The following is a 17,388-nucleotide window of genomic DNA, read 5'->3' as shown; positions in this document are numbered from 1 at the left end:
GTTTACGACCGGAACGCCCCCGGATGGGTCTGCTCCCGCACCGAGACGAACTGCTGTCGCACCGCCTGCCCGACGGCCAGCTCGTCCCCGGGATCCAGCACCTGCGCCGCCGCACCCTGCCAGACGGGCGGGGTGCGCGGATCCAGGGCCCCCTGCGAGACCCCGAGCGCCCAGGCCGCCTGCCGGGCCGCCCCGATCGCCGCGTAGTCCGCCGGCTGCGGTACGACGACCTGCGCGCCGAACAGCATCGGCGCCGCCGCCTGTACGGCCGACAGTTCGGCCGCCTGCCCCAGCAGGAAGATCCGCCGCACCTCCACACCCCGGCCGCGCAGCACGTCCAGCGCGTCGGCGAGCCCGCACAGCATGCCCTCGAAGGCGGCCCGCGCGAGGTGCTCGGCCTTCATGGACTCCCGGCGCAGCCCGGCCAGCATCCCGGCGGTGTGCGGCAGGTTCGGCGTCCGCTCACCCTCCAGGTACGGCAGCATGACCAGCCCGTGCGAGCCGGGCGTCGACTTCATCGCCAGGTCGGAGAGGCTCTCCAGGTCCGACAGCCCGAGCAGCTCGGCGGTCCCGCGCAGGGTCCGTACGGCGTTCAGGGTGGTCACGACCGGCAGGTGCATCCCGGTGGCGTCGGCGAGCGAGGTGATCATCCCGGAGGTGTCGGCGAGCGCCTCCGGGTGGATGGCCATCACGGACCCGGACGCGCCCAGGGACACCACGGCGTCCCCGAAGCCAAGCCCCAGCCCGAAGGCGGCGGCCATGGTCTCGCCGGTCCCGGCGGAGATCAGCAGCCCCTCCGGAGTCGTACCGGCGGCGTCCGAGGGGCCGATCACGTCGGGGAGCATGGCCTGATGGCCCAGGGCGAGTTCGACGAGGTCGGACCGGTAGCCGCCGGTGGCGGCCGACCAGTACCCGGTCCCGGAGGCACCCCCGCGGTCGGTGGTCCTTCGCACCGGCCGCCCGAGCAACTGCCACACCAGCCAGTCATGGGCCTGCAGCAGTGCGGCGGTCCGCCGGGCGTTCTCCGGCTCGGCCTTCGCCAGCCAGCGCAGCTTGGTCACCGGCTGCGCGGCCTGCGGCACGCACCCCACCGCCTGCGCCCAGGCCTCCCGGCCGCCGAGCGCGTCGATGAGATCGGCCGCCGCGACCTGGGCGCGCCGGTCGCCGCCGACGATCGCCGGGCGCACGGTGTTGCCCTGGGCGTCCAGCGGGATCAGCGCGTTCTGCTGCGCGGAGACGCCGATGGCCTGCACGCCCTCCAGGAGCCCGCCGCCGGCGGCCTCGCCGAGGGAGAGCAGCCAGGCCTGCGGGTCGACGTCGCTGGGGCGCGGCGCGCCGTCCGGCGTGTCGACCGGGTGCGGTGCGTATCCCTGGCGGAGCACCGCGCCCGTGTCCGTGTCGCAGACCACGATGCGAGTGAAATCCGGTGAGCTGTCCAACCCGGCGACTATCCCCATGCACGAAATTCTGCCGCACGCGCCGCTGTGGTTTGGCCGACGGGCGCCGTTGGGGTGAGGGCCGAGTCGAAGTGCGGGTGCGTCGGGGCTGGTCGCGCCCACGCGGCGGAGCCGCATATGTCACGGCCCCGCGCCCCTGGGAGGTGCGGGGAAGCCGCGCTGACAAGTGGGCGCTACGTGTTACTGGTGCCCCACTCGTCCCCGCCGTCGTTCTGGCTGCGCTCGCGCAGGGAGCGGACCCGGGCGGCCACCGAGTCGGGCATCCGGTCGCCGACCTTTGCGCTGACCGAGTGGAATGCCTTGCCGGCGTAGACCCGGCCCTGCTGGGCGGCGGTCTCGGCGGTGTTGCGGACCGCGGGGTTCTGGGCGACCTGGCGGGCGGACTTCTTCAGCTGCTCGTATCGCTCGCGTCCGGCCCTGGTACCCAGCACGTAACCCAGAGCGAGCCCGGCGACGAACGTGAGCTTGTAGCGCATGGCGGCCACCCTTCCCTCGGGGGGAGTCTTGTCGGAGAGTACCGATTGGCGGAGCACCCCCCTGCTTGCGCTAATGTATGTGTCGCAGCGAGCGGGCGCCCCCTGGCGAATACCCAGGTAGGTACGTTCGATGCAACGAGGCATTCCTCCGTAGCTCAATTGGCAGAGCAGCCGGCTGTTAACCGGCAGGTTACTGGTTCGAGTCCAGTCGGGGGAGCTCGGTCCTCCGTAGCTCAATTGGCAGAGCAGCCGGCTGTTAACCGGCAGGTTACTGGTTCGAGTCCAGTCGGGGGAGCATGCTGAACGAGGACCCCTTCGGGGGTCCTTTTTCATGTCCGTTCCGTGTCCGCGGGAACCGCTGGGCCTGCACCGATGTCCTCAAGGTCGTGAACGTCCGCGGAAGCCGACCATCCGAAGCAGGAGATCGTATGAGCGGCTATGCTGCGGCAGACGGCGCGCACACTTGTACGCGACACGCCGCTATGGGGCGGTAGCTCAGCCGGTTAGAGCAGCGGACTCATAATCCGTCGGCCGTGGGTTCGAGTCCCACCCGCCCCACCTGTGCAGGTCTCTGACCTGCGGAAACATTCGTTTTTGGGTGTCGCAGCGTCAACTTTGCCCGAACGGACTGAATCCGCTGCTCGTGGCTTTGGAGTCCGGCGGTGGTTGGGGGAGCTGCACCCCATCTGACCTGCGGCGGAATCGGTGATCGAGGTTGTCGCTCGGCGTCCGGGCGACTGTCCTGAGGGTCGATGCCAAGGCCCAGGGGCCGTACAGGGGCCGGGACGGCGCGGCCGTGTCCAGGTGACGGTGTCTCAGGGCCGATAGTGGCCCTGGTGTTCAGTGGCAGCAGGTGGCTGCTGAGAGAGCGTCTGGGGATGGCCGAGGGGTCTCAGCTGCTGGTGGTGCTGATGGTGCAGTAGCCGGAGATGCCGAGGCGGGTGAGGACCGACGCGCGCCGGTTGCTGTAGGAGCCGGCCCGGGACCTGGGCTCCGGTGACCCCCCGCGAGGAAGGGGGCGTGGACGCGATGCTCCGCCGCCTCGCACAGACACCGACGGGGCCGCGGCTCCTGATCGGCGTCGAGATCGGGCTCGTTCTCTTCGTGCCTACGCCCGGCCCGTCGGCGCCGCCTGCGAAACGGTGACCCAGGCCGGGGCGGCGAGGTTTCAGCACTTCTTTGCGGGCTACTCGGCGGACGTGTCCAGACGCTACGGCGGCAACCCCGCGGGGACGGCATCCTCCGCATCGCGGACATCACGGAACCATGCTGCCGAGATGCCCGCCCCGGAGCATCTGACAGCGGCCTGGGCACACAGATGACTGATGGACATGCCTGCTTTGCCGGGCGCTGCCCGTGGGAGGGGCCATGAAGCTGGCCGACTGGCTGCTAGCGCCCGGCGAGCGAGGTAACCCCGCGACCCGTCTGGAGAGCCGCCGGCCCGGAGGAACGGCGTGGTCGACGGGTAACCAGGTACGTCCACTCGTCCACGGCGCGGTGTACTTCGGTGAACTGCTCAAGGCCGTCCGCGCCCAACAGCCGGGCGACCTGCTGCTGTTCACCGACTGGCGCGGCGACCCCGACGAACGGCTCGACGGCCCCGGCAGCGAGATCGGACAGGTGCTGTGTGCGGCGGCCGAGCGCGGTGTCATCGTCAAGGGGCTGATCTGGCGTTCTCATCTGGACCGCTTCCAGTTCAGCGAACGCGAGAACCGTCACCTCGGTGAGGAGATCAGAGCGGCAGGCGGAGAGTGCCTGCTCGACATGCGGGTGCGCCCCGGCGGCTCGCACCACCAGAAGTCCGTCGTACTGCGCCACCCGGGACGGCCCGAGCGGGACGTCGCCTTCGTCGGCGGAATCGACCTGTGCCACAGCCGCCGCGACGACACCGCTCATCAGGGCGACCCGCTCAGCCAGCCGTTCGCCGCCGTCTACGGGTCGCGTCCGCCCTGGCACGACGTCCAGCTCGCGATCCACGGCCCCGCCGTCGGTGATGTCGAAGCCCACTTCCGCGAACGCTGGGAGGACCCGGCTCCGCTCAGCCGCAGCCCGCTGGGGCGGCTGCGAGAACTCCTGCGCCATGAGGACACCACAGCGGACACGCTGCCTCCGCAGCTGGACGACCCGGAGCCCTGCGGAACGCACACCGTGCAACTACTGCGCACCTATCCGGCCCGTGTCCACGGCTACGACTTCGCCCCGCACGGCGAGCGCAGCATCGCCCGCGGCTACCAGAAGGTCATGCGCCGGGCCCGCTCGCTGGTCTACCTGGAGGACCAGTACCTGTGGTCCGCCCAGGTCGTCAGGTGCTTCGCCGAGGCACTGGCCGCCCACCCCGGGCTGCGCCTCATCGCGGTCATTCCCGCCGAGCCAGACGAGGACGGCCGGGTGACGCAGGCGATGAACCTCGTCGGGCGGATCAGCGCCCTGAAGTTGCTGCGCCGCGCGGGCGGCGACCGTGTCGCCGTCTACGCGGTGGAGAACCACGCCGGGACTCCCGTGTACGTCCACGCGAAGGTCTGCGTCATCGACGACGTGTGGTCCTCAGTCGGTTCGGACAACGTCAACCGCCGTTCCTGGACGCACGATTCCGAGTTGAGCTGCGCCGTCGTGGACGAGGCGATCGACCCCCGTGAGCCACGCGACCCCGGAGGTCTCGGCGACGGCGCCCGCGCCTACGCCCGCGACCTGCGACTCGAACTGGCCTGCGAGCACCTGGACCGCGCTGACCCGCAGGGACTGTGCGACCCGGTGAAGGCCTTCCGCGCCTTCGCGGAGTCCGCCGCGGCGTTGGACGCGTGGTACGACGGCGGGTGCCAGGGACCCCGGCCTCCCGGCCGCCTGCGGACCTACCGCACCCCGCGTCTGTCGCCCACTACGACGGCCCTGGTCACCCCGCTCTACCGACTGCTCGCCGACCCCGACGGCCGCCCTCTGGCCCTCCGCCGCACCAACGAGTACTGAAGCTCCCTGGGCGGACTCCTTCTGACCAGCCGCCACCCCAACGCGTTCACCGTGCTGGTGCCGGTCCGTCAGGGCGGTCAGCGGTGGACAGCCGTACGTGTAGTGCGCCGAGCCGGACATCGTCTTGGTCAGGCCGGAATTGGACGTGCCGAACAGCCAGGGCCAGGGCTGTCCGTAGACGGGGCGGCCGTGCACGATCTGGTTCGCGGCCTGCACGTCCGCGGCGACGGGCGGGTGGGAGAGCATCGCCCGGGTCCAGGCCGAGCGGGTGCCGATGAACACGCTGATCGTGCCGATCAGCGTCATGCCCCGGTGCTGCTGCTGAGGGCTGCCCGCGTTGCCGGAAGCCGGCGGCCGGTCTGCGGCGGGCGCACGTGTGCAGCGCCGCCGCACTCCCGCATCGGCGGTACGGGCGGCCATATCCACCTTCTCGAGCGTCTCCGTCCTGGGGAAAGCCGGGCCCGCTTGGTGAAGACCCGACCGCTCATTCCGGGCGTGTTCACACATGCGCCGTTTCCGGTACACAAGGCGGGCCTCTGATGGGCCCGGCACCCGCAGCCCGCCCCGAACACCCGGGAGAGACCAGATGTCCAGACGCCACGTCAGGCCCGCAGCCGTCCTCGCCGCCGCCGGAGTCCTGACCGGGGTTACCGCCGCCCAGCCCGCCGCGTTCGCCGCCTCCCACCACCGTGCCGCCGCCCGGCACGTCCTGCTGGTCTCCGTCGACGGGCTGCACCAGTCGGACCTGGCCTGGTACATCGCCAGACACCCGGAGTCCGCGCTGGCCCGGCTGGCCGGCGGCGGCGTGGAGTACACCCACGCCAGGACCACCACGCCGTCCGACTCCTTCCCCGGCATGGTCGCCCAGGCGACCGGCGGCAGCCCCGGCACCACGGGCATCTACTACGACGACACCTACAACGCCGCGCTCCTCCCGGCGGGAACCACCAGTTGCAAGGGCGTCAAGCCCGGAGTCGAGGTGGACCTCACCGAAGACCTGGACAAGAACCAGGCCTCCATCGACGCCGGTCAGGGCCTCGCGGGCCTGCCGGACAGCATCCTGTCGATGACGGGCCACCCGCAGAGCCTGATCAACGCGTCGAAGCTGCCCGTCGACCCGAAGACCTGCAAGCCGGTCTACCCGCACTCGTACCTCAAGGTGAACACGGTCTTCGAGGTGGCCCGCCAGGCGGGTCTGCGTACCGCCTGGTCGGACAAGCACGCCGCCTACGAGATCCTCGACGGCCCCTCGGGCACCGGCGTCCAGGACCTGTTCACCCCGGAGATCAACAGCGACGCCCTCGGCTACGCCGCCGGCAACGACTGGACCACGGACAACAAGGCCACCGAGCAGTACGACGGCTACAAGGTGAAGGCCGTCCTCAACGAGATCGACGGCTACGACCACAGCCGCACCCACAAGGTCGGCACCCCGGCGATCTTCGGCCTCAACTTCCAGTCCGTCTCCACCGCGCAGAAGCTGCCCGCCTCCGACGGCCTCACCGGCGGCTACACCGCCAAGAACGTCCCGGGCCCGCTGCTGGTGAAGAACCTGGACTTCGTCAACACGGAGATCGGCGCCCTGACCGCCGAGATCCGCAAGCGGCACCTGTCCGGCAGCACCGCCGTCATTCTCTCCGCCAAGCACGGCCAGTCGCCCACCGACCCCGCCGCGCTCACCCGCGTCGACGACGGCCCGCTGCTGGACGGCCTCAACGCCGCCTGGAAGAAGCTGCACCCCGGCGCCGCCGACCTGGTGACGCACGCGGTGGACGACGACGCCATGCTGCTCTGGCTCTCCGACCGCTCCGCGGCCGCCACCGCCTTCGCCAAGAGGTACCTGCTCGCACAGAGCGGCACCGGCACCGACATCAACGCCGCGCCCAAGGCCTACACCCACAGCGGGCTCCACAAGGTCTACGCCGGCCAGGCCGCCGCCGACTACTTCCACGTCAAGGCCGGCGACGCCCGGGTCCCTGACCTCCTCGGAGTCGCGCAGTACGGCGTCGTCTACACCGGCGGCACCAAGAAGATCGCCGAGCACGGCGGCAGCCACTCCGACGACCTCGACGTCCCCCTCGTCGTGTCCGGCGCCTCCGTCCCGGGCGGCGTGCGAGACTCCGCGAGCGTGCAGACCAAGCAGATCGCACCGACGATCCTGAGCCTGCTCGGTCTCGACCCGCGCTCCCTCAAGGCCGTGCGCGAGGAGCACACCGCCGTCCTGCCGGTCCGCTGACCTGGTCGTTTACGACTGGCCATGAGGCCGCCCAGGTGATAGTCAGCCGGGCGGCCTCATGCATGGTGCGGGCTCAGCCGTTGGACCCGGCCGGGGTCGTGGTCGTCTTGAAGCCCTCGGTCTTGTTGGCCTGGAGGGCGAAGTCGTTGGTGAACGTCTTGCCGAGGTCCACCGAGCCCTTCACGTTGCCGACGAGTTGCTCCGTGGCCAGGGAGGTCTTGGGACCGCCGGCCGGCATGAGACCGTCCGGGAGGAACTGACCCTTGTCCTCGGTCAGGGCGGTGATGTAGTCGGCCTTGGTCACCAGCTGGTTCGAGACGAACGACGCCGGCAGCTTGTTGGCGATGTCGGCCGCGCTGTGGGTGTTGATCCAGTGCATGGTGGCGACGAGAGCGTCGACGACCTTCTGCACCGTGGCCTTGTGCGAGTTCACCCAGTCGGTGCGGGCGAGCACACTGGCGGCAGGGTAGGCACCGCCCATGGCCGCCGTGGCGCCGTCCGTGGTGGCCAGGTCGATCGCGGACGTACCGACGCCCTTCTTCTGGATCGCGGCGACCGTCGGCTGCGTCGTCATCACGCAGTCGACCTTGCCGTTCTGCAGCGCGGCGATGGCGGTGGAGCCCGCGCCGACCCCGATCCGGTGGAACTGATTGGTCTTGACGCCCTTCTTTGCGGCCAGGAACTGGGTGAGCGTGTCGGTGCCCGAACCCAGGTCGGTGACGCCGAGGGTCTTCCCCTTGAAGTCGGCGGCCGAGTGGACGCCCGACTTGGTGGTGCACATCTCGCGCTCGCCCGGCGCGCCGGAGAGCTGCACGACGTCCTCCACGGCCTTGCCCTTCGCCTGGAACTCGATCGTGTGGTTGTACCAGGCGCCCGCCATGTCCACCTGCCCCGAGGCCATGGCTTCCTCGGCGCCCACGCCACCGTCCTGCTCGGTGCTCAGCTGCACGTTGACGCCGTACTTCTTGTAGAAGCCGAGTTGCTGGGCGAGCTGGTACGGCAGGTAGATCTGCTTGTCGAGGCCGCCGGCCATGAGCTTGACGGTCGGCGTGGAGCCCGAACCGCCGGTCGAGGCCGAGGAGTTGCCCGAACAGGCGCTGGTGGCACCGAGGGCGAGAACGGTGAGCAGAGACGCGGCGACGGCGACGGGTCGTCTGGACATGGCTGACCACATTCCTTTGCTGAGGGGGTTCTGGGGTGAAGTAGGGGGCGCGGGGGAGGGGGCGTCAGATGGTGTTGGCGGCCTCGGACGGGGCCGGCGGGCGCCAGGACAGCAGCCGGTGTTCGAGCTTGCCGATCAGCCACTCGGCGCCGAGCACGATGACCGAGATGACGAGCATCGTGGCGAACACACCGTTGGGGTCGAAGTTGTTCTGCGCGGTCTTGATGACCAGGCCGAGGCCGCTCTGTGCGCCGAGCACCTCGCCGACCAGCGCGCCGACGATGGCGAAGCCGAAGGCGCTGTGCAGGCTGGCGATGATCCAGGTGAGTGCGGAGGGCACGGTGACGTGCCGGATGATCTGCAGCTGCGAGGCGCCCAGGACCTTGGTGTTGGCGAGGATGTTGCGGTCGACCTCGCGGACGCCCTGGAAGGCGTTGAAGAAGACGATGAAGAACACCAGCACCGCGGCGAGCAGGATCTTCGGCAGTACGCCGATGCCGAACGCGACGATGAAGATCGAGCCGAGGACGATACGCGGGATGGCGTTGACCATCTTGATGTAGGGGCCGAGCACGTCGGCGAGGAAGCGGCTCTGGCCGAGCGCGACGCCGAAGATCACTCCGGTCACGGCCCCGAGGGCGAAGCCGACGAGCGCCTCCTGGATTGTGGTCCAGATGTTCGAGTAGAAGGACCCGAACTCGGTGCCCTGCCGGAAGAGGTCGACCAGCCGCTTGGCGATGCCCGACGGCTGCCCGAAGAAGAACGGGTCGACGATCCCCCAGGTGGTGAACGCCTGCCAGCCACCGAGGACGAAGACCGCGAGCCCGATGCGACCCGACCACACCAGCAGGGTGCGCCGCCGGACGGCGCGCTTGGCGGCGGCCCTGGCGGAGACCTGTGAGCCGTCCTTGACCGGGCCGGTGGAAACGATGGACGTCGTACTCATGCCGTACCTCCTGCGGTGCGTGCGTAGGCGCGCTCCACCTCCTCGCGCAGGCAGTCCCAGATCTGGTGCTGGAGTTCGATGAAGCGGGGCTGGAAGCGGATCTCCTGGACCGCGCCGCGTGGGCGCGGCAGGTCGATGTCGAAGACCGCTTTGACCGAGCCGGGGCTGGACGTCATGACGACGACCCGGTCGGCGAGCGCCACGGCCTCGTCGAGGTCGTGGGTGATGAAGATGACCGACGGACGGATCTGCTCCCACAGGCCGAGCAGTTCGGTCGACATGATCGCCTTGGTCTGCACGTCCAGGGCGCCGAACGGCTCGTCCATGATCAGGATCTTGGGTTCGTTGATCAGCGCCGCGGCCATCGCCACGCGCTTGCGCATGCCGCCGGAGAGCTGGTGCGGGTAGCGGTCCTCGAACCCCGTCAGGCCCACCCGGCGCAGCCAGTCGCGTGCCGAGGCCTGGGCCTGCTGTTTGGGCACCTTGCGGAAGACGGGGCCCATCAGGACGTTGCCGAGGACCGTCTTCCAGGGCAGCAGCGCGTCGGTCTGGAACATGAAGCTCACGCCGTCGGTGACGCCCTCCACCTCACGGCCGCCGACTCTGACCGAGCCCTCGCTGGGCCGGTCGAGCCCGGACACCATGCTCAGCGTCGTCGACTTGCCGCAGCCGGTCGGGCCCACCACCGCGCAGAACTGGCCCGGCTCCACGGTGAACGAAACGTCCTGCAGTGCCGTGAACACCTCACCCGCAGGAGTCAGAAATCGTTTGGTGAGTCCTGAAATCTCGACTCGCGCGCTGTCCCGGCCGATCCTCTCGGCGCCGGGGCTGGTCGCGACATCGTTTCGCGAAGCCATCTGAGGCCGTCTCCCTTCCTAACCTCGGAGGTCGAGGAAGGCAGACGCTAAAGGCCTCGTGGTGTTACGTCGTTGTTTCAGACGTATCCCGCGTTAGTAGTGTTGACAGGGGTTCTGCGCATTCTGCTCAGCGGTTCAGGGGGTGGGCAGAATATCCGCGGTGGGACACAATCACGCCACCACGGGTACGGCGAAGGGGCCGGGCCCGGCCGTACGACAAGGGCGAAGGCACCTGTGATGCCCATCCGTATCCGGACCGACCGCGGCGGGAAGGGGAGGCTCTCCGCGCGGATCCTGGCCAACCAGCTGGTCATCCTGGCCCTCACCGGAGCAATCGGCTTCGTACTGCTCGCGTTCGCGCAGCGGAGCGAGATCGACCGGTCCTACGAGCAGCGGGCGCTGTCCATCGCCCAGACCGCGGCCGCCGAGCCGCAGATCCGGCACGCCATGCAGTACGGCGGTGGCGGCGACGTCGTCCAGACCGTCGCCGAACGGATCCGCAAGGCGTCGGGGGCGTCGTACGTGGTCGTGATCGACCTGCACGGTGTCCGCCACTCGCACCCCGACCCGTCGCTGGTCGGCGAGCCGGTGGACGACCCGATCGTGGTCCTGGACGGACACACCCACGTCGGCTCCGACCAGGGCGCCACCGGACGGTCCGCCAACGGCAAGGCCCCGCTGAAGGGGCCCACCGGCACCCTGGTCGGCGAGGTGTCGGCCGGCCTTCCGGAACGCGACGTCCTCAGCGAGTTGTGGCGGGAGCTGCCCACCTTCGGCCTGTACGCCGCGATCGCCGTCGCGCTCGGCTCGGCGGCGGCATTCCTGCTGGCCAGTCGGCTGAAGAGGTCGACCTTTGGGCTGGAACTGGAGGAGATCGCCGGACTGCTCCAGGATCGCGAGGCCATGCTCCACGGCATCCGGGAAGGTGTGATCGCCTTCGATCCCGACGGCCGGATCACTGTGGTCAACGACGAGGCCCGCACTCTGCTCGGCCTCGGTACGGCGCTCGGCAGCAGGCTCGACGAGGTGTTGCCCGACGGGCGGCTGCGCCGCGCCCTGGACGGCACCCTGACCGGCACAGACCTCAGCGTGCTGACCGACGACCACTGCCTGGTGGTCAACCGGATGCCGGTGACGCTGCACGGCCGTGAACTGGGCGCGGTGGTCACCGTACGCGACCGCACCGAGCTGATCGGGCTGCTGCGCGAACTGGACTCGGTGCGCGGGCTGACCGACGCCCTGCGCGCCCAGCAGCACGAGTTCACCAACCGCATGCACACGGTGGCCGGGCTGCTGGATATCGGCGACCACGACGCCGCCTTCGAGTACGCCGTCGAGTCGGCCGGCGCCGACCAGGCGCTGACCGAGTCCGTACGCGAACGGATCGGCAACGCGCTGCTCGTGGGGCTGATCGTCGCCAAGACCACGGTTGCCGCGGAACGCGGGGTACGGATGGTGCTCAGTGACGACTCCGCGCTCGGCGAGGACCCGCCGCATCTGCGCCGGTTGCTGACCATCGTCGGCAACCTCCTGGACAACGCGACCGACGCGGCGTCCGGGGGACCGCCCCCGGCGGGCGGCCGGCAGGTGCTGCTTTCGCTGGTCGAGGCCGTCGGCCTGGTGATGGTGCGGGTCGCGGACAGCGGCCCGGGGATTCCGCCGGGCGCCGCCGAGTCGATCTTCGAGGACGGCTGGTCGACCCGGCCCGACCGGGGCACCGCCCGGCGCGGGCTGGGGCTGGCCCTCGTCCACCGGCTGACCCAGCGGCACGGCGGGACGATCACGGTCAGCGAGGGGCCGGGCGCGGTCTTCACCGTCGTCCTGCCGCTGCCGGACGCCACTCCCGGGCCACGCGACGCACAGTTCACGACGGCCTCGCCGACCGGAGGTGACCGCGGATGATCCGGACCCTGGTGGTGGACGACGACTTCCGGGTCGGTCACATCCACTGCGACTACGCGTCCCGCGTCGAGGACTTCGAGGTGGTCGGCCGGGCGGCGACGGTGGCCGAGACGCTGGACGCGGTGCGCACCCTCCACCCCGACCTGCTGCTGCTCGACGTCTTCCTGCCCGACGGCAGCGGACTCGACGTGCTGCGGCGGCTCAGCTCGGACGAGGGCGGCGCCCGCCCCGACGTCATCATGATCACCGCAGACCGGGACATCACCTCGGTACGGACCGCCATGAAGCTCGGCGCAGTGGGCTACCTGGTCAAGCCGTTCGGCTCCGCCGACCTGGCCGAGCGGCTCACCGCCTACCGCGAACTCCAGCACCGCGTAGCCGCGTTGGGCCTCGCCCCGCGGACCGACCAGGCCGACGTGGACGCCCTCTTCAGCGCCGCCCGGCCACCGGCCGTCCCCCGGGTTCCGGCCAAGGGGCACTCCGCACCGACCCTCGCCCTCCTGCACCAGGTCCTGCGCACCGCCCACGACCCCCTGTCCGCGGCCCAGGCCGCCGAACTCACCGGCGTCTCCCGCGCAACGGCCCAGCGGTACCTCTCGTACCTCGTACGGGAGGGCATGGTCCGGCTCGAACTCCGCTACGGAGCCACCGGCCGCCCCGAACACCGCTACCGGATCGCCCGATGAGCCGGGCGCCGAGCCCCACCCGACAGCAGCTCGCCAGCCCACAGAGAGCAGTTCAGCAACAGGGCGTTCGGAACACGCCCGAAAGGATCAATTCGGACCCCACGGGCTGCGAACCAATCACGCATACCGGCCAGTCGCCGGCCCCAAGCTTGGCCCCTGGATCATGTGTCCTGGATCCCGCCAGGTCCGCCAAGTTCCCTCAAGCCCCCTGGTCCGCCAGTGAAGTTGCTGGTCAGGTCGTTGGAAAGGAAATCCGCTGTGCGAGGATCGCATCCCCTTGGCTGAACTGGGCGGACGCGGCTGCTGTTGTGGGAAGCGTCCAACTCATCGACTCCCAGGGGCCATTGAGGGGCCACAAGGGCAGGAACACGTCGACAAGCACCACACAGGACTGACACTGATCAGTGTGTCTGACCTGGGAAAACATCAAAGATGAGTATTGATCGGCAAGGACCGCCAAGACCCTCAAAGGACTCATAATCCGTCGGCCGTGGGTCCGAGTCCCACCCGCCCCACTGTGCAGGGCTTTGACCTGCGAAAACGTCTCATCTGGGGTGCGGATGCAGGACTTTGGGCTGCGGGGCCGAATCCGCTGCTCGTGAGTTCAACTCTGTGGCCGTCAGTGTGCGTTGGGATCGCTTTGACCTGCGCAGACGTATCTGCCTGCGGCTGGAGGATGGCGTCGTGGGTGGGCTGTGCGAGCGTCTGGACGTCGAATTCTGGACGCTGGCTGGACGCGAGGTTCCGGAAGTGGTGTCGCCCGGTGACCCCTGGGTGTCGGGAGACGGCCCAGGCCACAGCGGACTGACCGCCAGGCGGCCCGGTCGGTCACAAGCTCGGTGCCCGTCGGCACCGCGCGAGCTTTACTGCCTGAGGTCGATCGTGCGGACCGGCTGCCCTGTCGTGCGGGCGATGGTTTCGAAGTCGCGGTCGTAGTGGAGCAGAGTGAGTCCCGCTTCTTCCGCGGCTGCGGCCACCAGGAGGTCCACGGGGCCCGCGCTGCGGTGTTCTCCCTTGGCGGTCAACTGTTCCTGGATGACGCGGGAGCGGCGGTAGACGCCGTCGGGCATGGGGCACCAGGCGTAGTGGGCGTCGAGTGCCGACTTCAAGCGGGCGCGGTCCGTGGCCGAACGGGCCGAGTAGAGGACTTCCAGTTCGGTGAGGTCGCAGATCGCGACGAGGCCGGCGGCGATCCTGTCGTCCCATTCGGCCGTGTTCTGGCGGAGCAGGACGCGGGCGAGGGCGGAGGTGTCGATGAGGTAGTCGGCGACTGTCACTCGTGCGCTCCGGTGTCGCGGTCATCGTCCGCCGCGCCCGCGCTCGTGGGGCGGTATGCGCTCTTGTCCAGCAGTAGGTCGATGTCCAGAGCGCCCTCGGCCACCAGTTCGCGGGCCTCGTCGAGTGCTCGCAAACGCCGGTAGCGGGCCGTGACTTCCCGCAGTGCGGTGTTGATGGTGTCGCGTTTGGTAGAGGTGCCGAGCTCTCTGGCAGCTGCTTCCAGTGCCTCGTCGTCGAGATCAATGACCGTCCGACTCATGGTGGCCTCCTCCGCTTGAGTGTATCAGGCGAAGTGTATCAAGATACAAGATCTTTTGTATATTCCAAGGCGCGGGGCCGCAACCGTTCGCGTGCGCTAGGCACTCCTTTCGCCACGGTGGTGAGGGCGGGGTCGATGCCCGGCGGTGCGCGGTCGAGATGCTGCCAGAGAAGGCGGCGAACGCCGTGATCGTGCTGGAAATTCTGACCAAGATGATCCTGTCCGCCCTCGCCGAGAAGATCGCCGAGGGCGGACAGGGTGCTTTGCCGGCCGAACACGCCGACTTCGGCGATCTGCTGATCGTTCAGCGGCTGCTCGGACACGCCGGCTCTACGATGCGGTCTCTGCGCTACATCCGGCAGACGAACCTGCTGGTTGCGAGGGCGATTGCGGAGTGAAACGACCAGAACAAGACCTACGCCGACAACGCGAGCCGTCTGACAGAACGGCAGGCGGTCTGATGCCCAGACGAGGAGAACGCAGGTCCCGGTAGGCGGCGAGGCCGCGTGAGCGGGGCAGGCAGGTGTCCCGGATCGGGACGCGTGAGCTGATCTACATCAATCCCAAGGGCACAGCCATGCGGCGCGTGATCCCCCCGGAGGACGTGCAGGACGGCTACCCCGCCGACTCACCACGGCCTCACTTGGCGAGTCCTTTCGGCGATCCGTCAACCGTGAACTCGGACGGGAAGTTCGGTGATGCTGAGGGCGAAGTCCAAGTTACCCACCCCGTGGTTGGCGAGGCCCACCGTGACCACGCCCGCTCCTTCCAGCCAGTGCGCCATTTGCAGGCCGCCGACGTCCAGCGGGCGCAGCCCGAGGGTCTCGATGAACGCCTCCACACTCGCCTTGGCCTGCGCATTGTCGCCGGCGATGAAGACGTCGGGCCGCCCCTTCTCCAGGACATGGCGGAAGACGGTGTTGAACGCCTTCACCACGCTGGCGCTTGCCGGGGCGGCCTTGGCGACTTCCTGCGCGATCGAGGTCTCCTCGCGGTGGGCCAGCCCGTCGAACGTGGAGTTGAAGGGATTGCTGATGTCGACGATGACCTTGCCCGCGAGAGCGTCTCCGTACTGGGCGACGGCCGGCACGACGCCGTCGTACAACAGGGCCACGATGACGATGTCCCCGGCCGGGGCGGTGCCCCATTCTCCCGTCGTGGTGCCGCCGCCGAGAGCCTTGGCCAGGTCGGCGGCCTTGGACTGATCGCGGCCCATGACCTCGACGGTGTTGCCGCCCGCTATCGCCCGCGCGCCGATGGTACGGGCCATGTTCCCGGTGCCGATGATGCTGATGCTGCTCATGAGATGTCCTGCCCTGGTTGTGTGTGTCCGGTTCAGATGGCGGTGGTGCCGCCGTCGGCGACGAGTTCCATGCCGTTGACGTAGCTGGAGTCGTCGGAGGCGAGGAAGAGGGCGGCGGTGGCGATCTCGTCGGGGCGGCCCATCTGGCCGCGGGGGATGAGGGACTCGAACTGGCGCTTGGTGGCCTCGTCGAAGAGTTCTTCCTGCTTGGCGGTGGCGACCTGGCCGGGGGTCAGGACGTTGACGCGGATGCGGCGGTCCTTGAGTTCGTTGAGCCAGATGCGGGCCCAGGCCTGCTGGACGGCCTTGCTGCCGGCGTAGACGCTCCAGCCGGGGAAGGCGCCGAGGGAGGCGTTGGAGCCGGTCATGAGGATGGAGCCGCCGTCGTTGAAGAGCGGAAGGGCCTTCTGGACGGTGAACAGGGTGCCGCGGGCGTTGAGCCCGAACCAGGTGTCGAACTGGGCCTCGGTGATCTCGCCGAGCGGGGCGGGCTCGCCGCCGCCGGCGCTGGCCCACAGCACGTCGAGGCTGCCCTTCTCCCGCTTGACGGTGTCGTACAGGCGGTCCAGGTCGTCCAGGTCGGCGGCGTCGCCCTGGACGCCGGTGACGTTGCGGCCGATCTGCTTCACGGCCTCGTCCAGGGCGTCCTGGCGGCGGCCGGTGATGAAGACGTGCGCTCCCTCGTCGACGAACAGCTTCGCGCCGGCCAGCGCCATGCCGGTGGTGCCGCCGGTGATGACCGCTACCTTGCCGTCGAGCTTTCCCATAGTCGTTCCCTTGGGTCGGTGGTGCCGGGTGTACCTGGGGCGACGGCGTTAAGTACACCGTCCTGTGTGCTTACGGTACGGGGCGACCGGCCGGGACGCAAACTATGTACACCGGTCGTTACCCAGCCGGGGTACCATGGGCCCATGACGGAGTTGGAGAAGGGCCCCACGGGCCGCCGCCGCGGCCGGGGCGCCCGCGAGCGCATCCTCGGCGCGTCCCAGCAGCTGTTCCGCGAGCAGGGCATCAACCGCACCGGCATGGACCAGCTGTGCGCGGCGGCGGAGGTGTCCAAGCGCACGGCCTACCAGCACTTCGCCGGCAAGGACGAACTCGTCGCCGAGTACCTGCGCCGGTTCGACCCCTCCGTTCTGTCCGGCGTGTTCGACCGCACCGACCTCACGCCCCGCGAACGGCTCCTCGCCGCCTTCGACGTCCCCCCCACCACCCCCCTGTGCCCCTACATCGCCGCCGCCGTCGAACTCCACGACCCCCAGCACCCCGCATCCCAGTACGCACGCGACTACAAGAAAGCCGTCGCCGCGCGGCTCGCCGAGACCGCCCGCGAAGCCGGCGCCGCCGACCCTGAACGGCTCGGCGAGCAGCTCGCGCTGCTCATCGACGGCGCCGCGGCCCGCACCCGGGTCCTCGACGCCGACGCCTTCCCCACCGCCGCCGCCATCGCCGCCGTCCTCATCGACAACGCCATCCCCGCCACAGCCGGCGATGACCGGCGACGGGAGGAAGTGTCAAGTTGACTTGGCACTCCGCGACCGGGCTCGACGCGCCGCCCCTCGCGCGGCTGCACCCGCAGGTACGCGACACCAGCCGCCCGGCACCTGGACCGGACCTGCTGGCTTTTACCAAACTGGCCGCCGCCTGCTGAAGGCCGCAGCAGAAGCCGCCGGGGAGACCGGCGACCCCCGAAGGCTTCAGGAGCTCGAGGCCGTCATCCCGGCCCAGGGCGCTGACGCGCCGCCGGTTCGAACAGACGGCTGATCACATAAGAAGATGGGGGGGGGGGGCCCCCGGGGCGCGGGGGGGCCGCCCCCCCGCCGCTAGACACACACAACCCCAGAGAGACCCCCCCCCCCACC

At 69.7% G+C, this 17,388-nt stretch carries 15 protein-coding genes and 3 tRNA genes; 9 read left to right on the top strand and 9 right to left on the bottom strand.

Annotated elements, in window-relative coordinates; translation table 11 throughout:
- Window positions 1-2 precede the first annotated feature (2 nt).
- Entirely contained in the window at window positions 3-1,457 is a 1,455-nt protein-coding gene (locus tag ACWGJB_RS09060; RefSeq protein ID WP_453379551.1) for a xylulokinase, read from the bottom strand.
- A 173-nt stretch (window positions 1,458-1,630) separates the two neighbouring features.
- The gene (locus tag ACWGJB_RS09055) at window positions 1,631-1,933 is read right to left on the bottom strand and encodes a YtxH domain-containing protein (protein WP_453379550.1); all 303 of its coding nucleotides are present in this window, start codon (window positions 1,931-1,933) and stop codon (window positions 1,631-1,633) included.
- A gap of 144 nt (window positions 1,934-2,077) precedes the next feature.
- Here ACWGJB_RS09055 and ACWGJB_RS09050 point away from each other — a divergent pair.
- The 5 genes from ACWGJB_RS09050 to ACWGJB_RS09030 all read left to right on the top strand — a co-directional run bounded on the left by ACWGJB_RS09050 (window position 2,078) and on the right by ACWGJB_RS09030 (window position 7,133).
- Window positions 2,078-2,150, top strand: a tRNA-Asn gene (locus ACWGJB_RS09050).
- Between the two features lie 5 nt (window positions 2,151-2,155).
- Window positions 2,156-2,228 (top strand) — tRNA-Asn (locus ACWGJB_RS09045).
- A 189-nt stretch (window positions 2,229-2,417) separates the two neighbouring features.
- Window positions 2,418-2,491 (top strand) — tRNA-Ile (locus ACWGJB_RS09040).
- An 810-nt stretch (window positions 2,492-3,301) separates the two neighbouring features.
- Window positions 3,302-4,897 carry a phospholipase D family protein gene (locus ACWGJB_RS09035; protein WP_453379549.1) on the top strand — a complete coding sequence of 532 codons (1,596 nt, stop codon included), beginning with the start codon at window positions 3,302-3,304 and terminating at the stop codon, window positions 4,895-4,897.
- 586 nt (window positions 4,898-5,483) lie between these two features.
- Window positions 5,484-7,133 carry an alkaline phosphatase family protein gene (locus ACWGJB_RS09030; RefSeq protein WP_453379548.1) on the top strand — a complete coding sequence of 550 codons (1,650 nt, stop codon included), beginning with the start codon at window positions 5,484-5,486 and terminating at the stop codon, window positions 7,131-7,133.
- Window positions 7,134-7,206: 73 nt separating this feature from the next.
- On the opposite strand, the gene ACWGJB_RS09025 is transcribed toward ACWGJB_RS09030, so the two are convergent.
- The 3 genes from ACWGJB_RS09025 to ACWGJB_RS09015 all read right to left on the bottom strand — a co-directional run bounded on the left by ACWGJB_RS09025 (window position 7,207) and on the right by ACWGJB_RS09015 (window position 10,098).
- Window positions 7,207-8,295, bottom strand: a complete 1,089-nt coding sequence (locus tag ACWGJB_RS09025) for an ABC transporter substrate-binding protein (RefSeq protein ID WP_453379547.1) — start codon at window positions 8,293-8,295, stop codon at window positions 7,207-7,209.
- Between the two features lie 64 nt (window positions 8,296-8,359).
- Window positions 8,360-9,241, bottom strand: coding sequence for an ABC transporter permease (locus tag ACWGJB_RS09020; RefSeq protein WP_453379546.1), 882 nt, complete (start codon window positions 9,239-9,241; stop codon window positions 8,360-8,362).
- Window positions 9,238-10,098: an ABC transporter ATP-binding protein gene (locus ACWGJB_RS09015; protein WP_453379545.1), complete on the bottom strand. Its 861-nt coding sequence runs from the start codon at window positions 10,096-10,098 to the stop codon at window positions 9,238-9,240. Before ACWGJB_RS09015 ends, ACWGJB_RS09020 begins: the two co-directional genes overlap by 4 nt.
- A 237-nt stretch (window positions 10,099-10,335) precedes the next feature.
- On the opposite strand from ACWGJB_RS09015, the gene ACWGJB_RS09010 reads away from it, so the two are divergent.
- Window positions 10,336-12,000: an ATP-binding protein gene (locus tag ACWGJB_RS09010; RefSeq protein ID WP_453379544.1), complete on the top strand. Its 1,665-nt coding sequence runs from the start codon at window positions 10,336-10,338 to the stop codon at window positions 11,998-12,000.
- Window positions 11,997-12,686: a response regulator gene (locus tag ACWGJB_RS09005; RefSeq protein WP_453379543.1), complete on the top strand. Its 690-nt coding sequence runs from the start codon at window positions 11,997-11,999 to the stop codon at window positions 12,684-12,686. The genes ACWGJB_RS09010 and ACWGJB_RS09005 overlap by 4 nt, the downstream gene beginning before the upstream one ends.
- An 863-nt stretch (window positions 12,687-13,549) precedes the next feature.
- Here ACWGJB_RS09005 and ACWGJB_RS09000 read toward each other — a convergent pair.
- A complete protein-coding gene (locus ACWGJB_RS09000; RefSeq protein WP_393839027.1) occupies window positions 13,550-13,963 on the bottom strand; it encodes a PIN domain nuclease in 414 nt (137 codons plus the stop codon).
- Window positions 13,960-14,223 (bottom strand): type II toxin-antitoxin system VapB family antitoxin, encoded by a 264-nt coding sequence (locus ACWGJB_RS08995; protein ID WP_059205553.1) that lies wholly within the window; start codon window positions 14,221-14,223, stop codon window positions 13,960-13,962. The genes ACWGJB_RS09000 and ACWGJB_RS08995 overlap by 4 nt, the downstream gene beginning before the upstream one ends.
- A 158-nt stretch (window positions 14,224-14,381) precedes the next feature.
- Here ACWGJB_RS08995 and ACWGJB_RS08990 point away from each other — a divergent pair, with 158 nt between their 5' ends.
- Window positions 14,382-14,621 carry a hypothetical protein gene (locus tag ACWGJB_RS08990; RefSeq protein WP_453379542.1) on the top strand — a complete coding sequence of 80 codons (240 nt, stop codon included), beginning with the start codon at window positions 14,382-14,384 and terminating at the stop codon, window positions 14,619-14,621.
- Window positions 14,622-14,890: 269 nt separating this feature from the next.
- Here the strand turns inward: ACWGJB_RS08990 and ACWGJB_RS08985 are convergent, their stop codons facing one another.
- On the bottom strand, window positions 14,891-15,526 hold the full coding sequence (locus ACWGJB_RS08985; RefSeq protein ID WP_453379541.1) for an NADPH-dependent F420 reductase: 636 nt from the start codon (window positions 15,524-15,526) through the stop codon (window positions 14,891-14,893).
- A 32-nt stretch (window positions 15,527-15,558) separates the two neighbouring features.
- Window positions 15,559-16,293: an SDR family NAD(P)-dependent oxidoreductase gene (locus ACWGJB_RS08980; RefSeq protein ID WP_037738440.1), complete on the bottom strand. Its 735-nt coding sequence runs from the start codon at window positions 16,291-16,293 to the stop codon at window positions 15,559-15,561.
- A 144-nt stretch (window positions 16,294-16,437) separates the two neighbouring features.
- On the opposite strand from ACWGJB_RS08980, the gene ACWGJB_RS08975 reads away from it, so the two are divergent.
- Window positions 16,438-17,049 carry a TetR/AcrR family transcriptional regulator gene (locus tag ACWGJB_RS08975; protein ID WP_453379540.1) on the top strand — a complete coding sequence of 204 codons (612 nt, stop codon included), beginning with the start codon at window positions 16,438-16,440 and terminating at the stop codon, window positions 17,047-17,049.
- The last annotated feature ends 339 nt before the right edge of the window (window positions 17,050-17,388 follow it).

Source organism: Streptomyces sp. NPDC054813 (assembly GCF_053611365.1).
The sequence above is the reverse complement of the archived record's forward strand: the minus strand, read 5'-3'. Positions and strand labels throughout refer to the sequence as shown.

Excerpts from the sequence above, each read along its gene's own strand:
- ACWGJB_RS09060 (WP_453379551.1), bottom strand. The coding sequence starts at position 1,457 with ATGGGGATAGTCGCCGGGTTGGACAGCTCACCGGATTTCACTCGCATC.
- ACWGJB_RS09055 (WP_453379550.1), bottom strand. The coding sequence starts at position 1,933 with ATGCGCTACAAGCTCACGTTCGTCGCCGGGCTCGCTCTGGGTTACGTG.
- ACWGJB_RS09035 (WP_453379549.1), top strand. The coding sequence starts at position 3,302 with ATGAAGCTGGCCGACTGGCTGCTAGCGCCCGGCGAGCGAGGTAACCCC.
- ACWGJB_RS09030 (WP_453379548.1), top strand. The coding sequence starts at position 5,484 with ATGTCCAGACGCCACGTCAGGCCCGCAGCCGTCCTCGCCGCCGCCGGA.
- ACWGJB_RS09025 (WP_453379547.1), bottom strand. The coding sequence starts at position 8,295 with ATGTCCAGACGACCCGTCGCCGTCGCCGCGTCTCTGCTCACCGTTCTC.
- ACWGJB_RS09020 (WP_453379546.1), bottom strand. The coding sequence starts at position 9,241 with ATGAGTACGACGTCCATCGTTTCCACCGGCCCGGTCAAGGACGGCTCA.
- ACWGJB_RS09015 (WP_453379545.1), bottom strand. The coding sequence starts at position 10,098 with ATGGCTTCGCGAAACGATGTCGCGACCAGCCCCGGCGCCGAGAGGATC.
- ACWGJB_RS09010 (WP_453379544.1), top strand. The coding sequence starts at position 10,336 with ATGCCCATCCGTATCCGGACCGACCGCGGCGGGAAGGGGAGGCTCTCC.
- ACWGJB_RS09005 (WP_453379543.1), top strand. The coding sequence starts at position 11,997 with ATGATCCGGACCCTGGTGGTGGACGACGACTTCCGGGTCGGTCACATC.
- ACWGJB_RS08995 (WP_059205553.1), bottom strand. The coding sequence starts at position 14,223 with ATGAGTCGGACGGTCATTGATCTCGACGACGAGGCACTGGAAGCAGCT.
- ACWGJB_RS08990 (WP_453379542.1), top strand. The coding sequence starts at position 14,382 with ATGCTGCCAGAGAAGGCGGCGAACGCCGTGATCGTGCTGGAAATTCTG.
- ACWGJB_RS08985 (WP_453379541.1), bottom strand. The coding sequence starts at position 15,526 with ATGAGCAGCATCAGCATCATCGGCACCGGGAACATGGCCCGTACCATC.
- ACWGJB_RS08980 (WP_037738440.1), bottom strand. The coding sequence starts at position 16,293 with ATGGGAAAGCTCGACGGCAAGGTAGCGGTCATCACCGGCGGCACCACC.
- ACWGJB_RS08975 (WP_453379540.1), top strand. The coding sequence starts at position 16,438 with ATGACGGAGTTGGAGAAGGGCCCCACGGGCCGCCGCCGCGGCCGGGGC.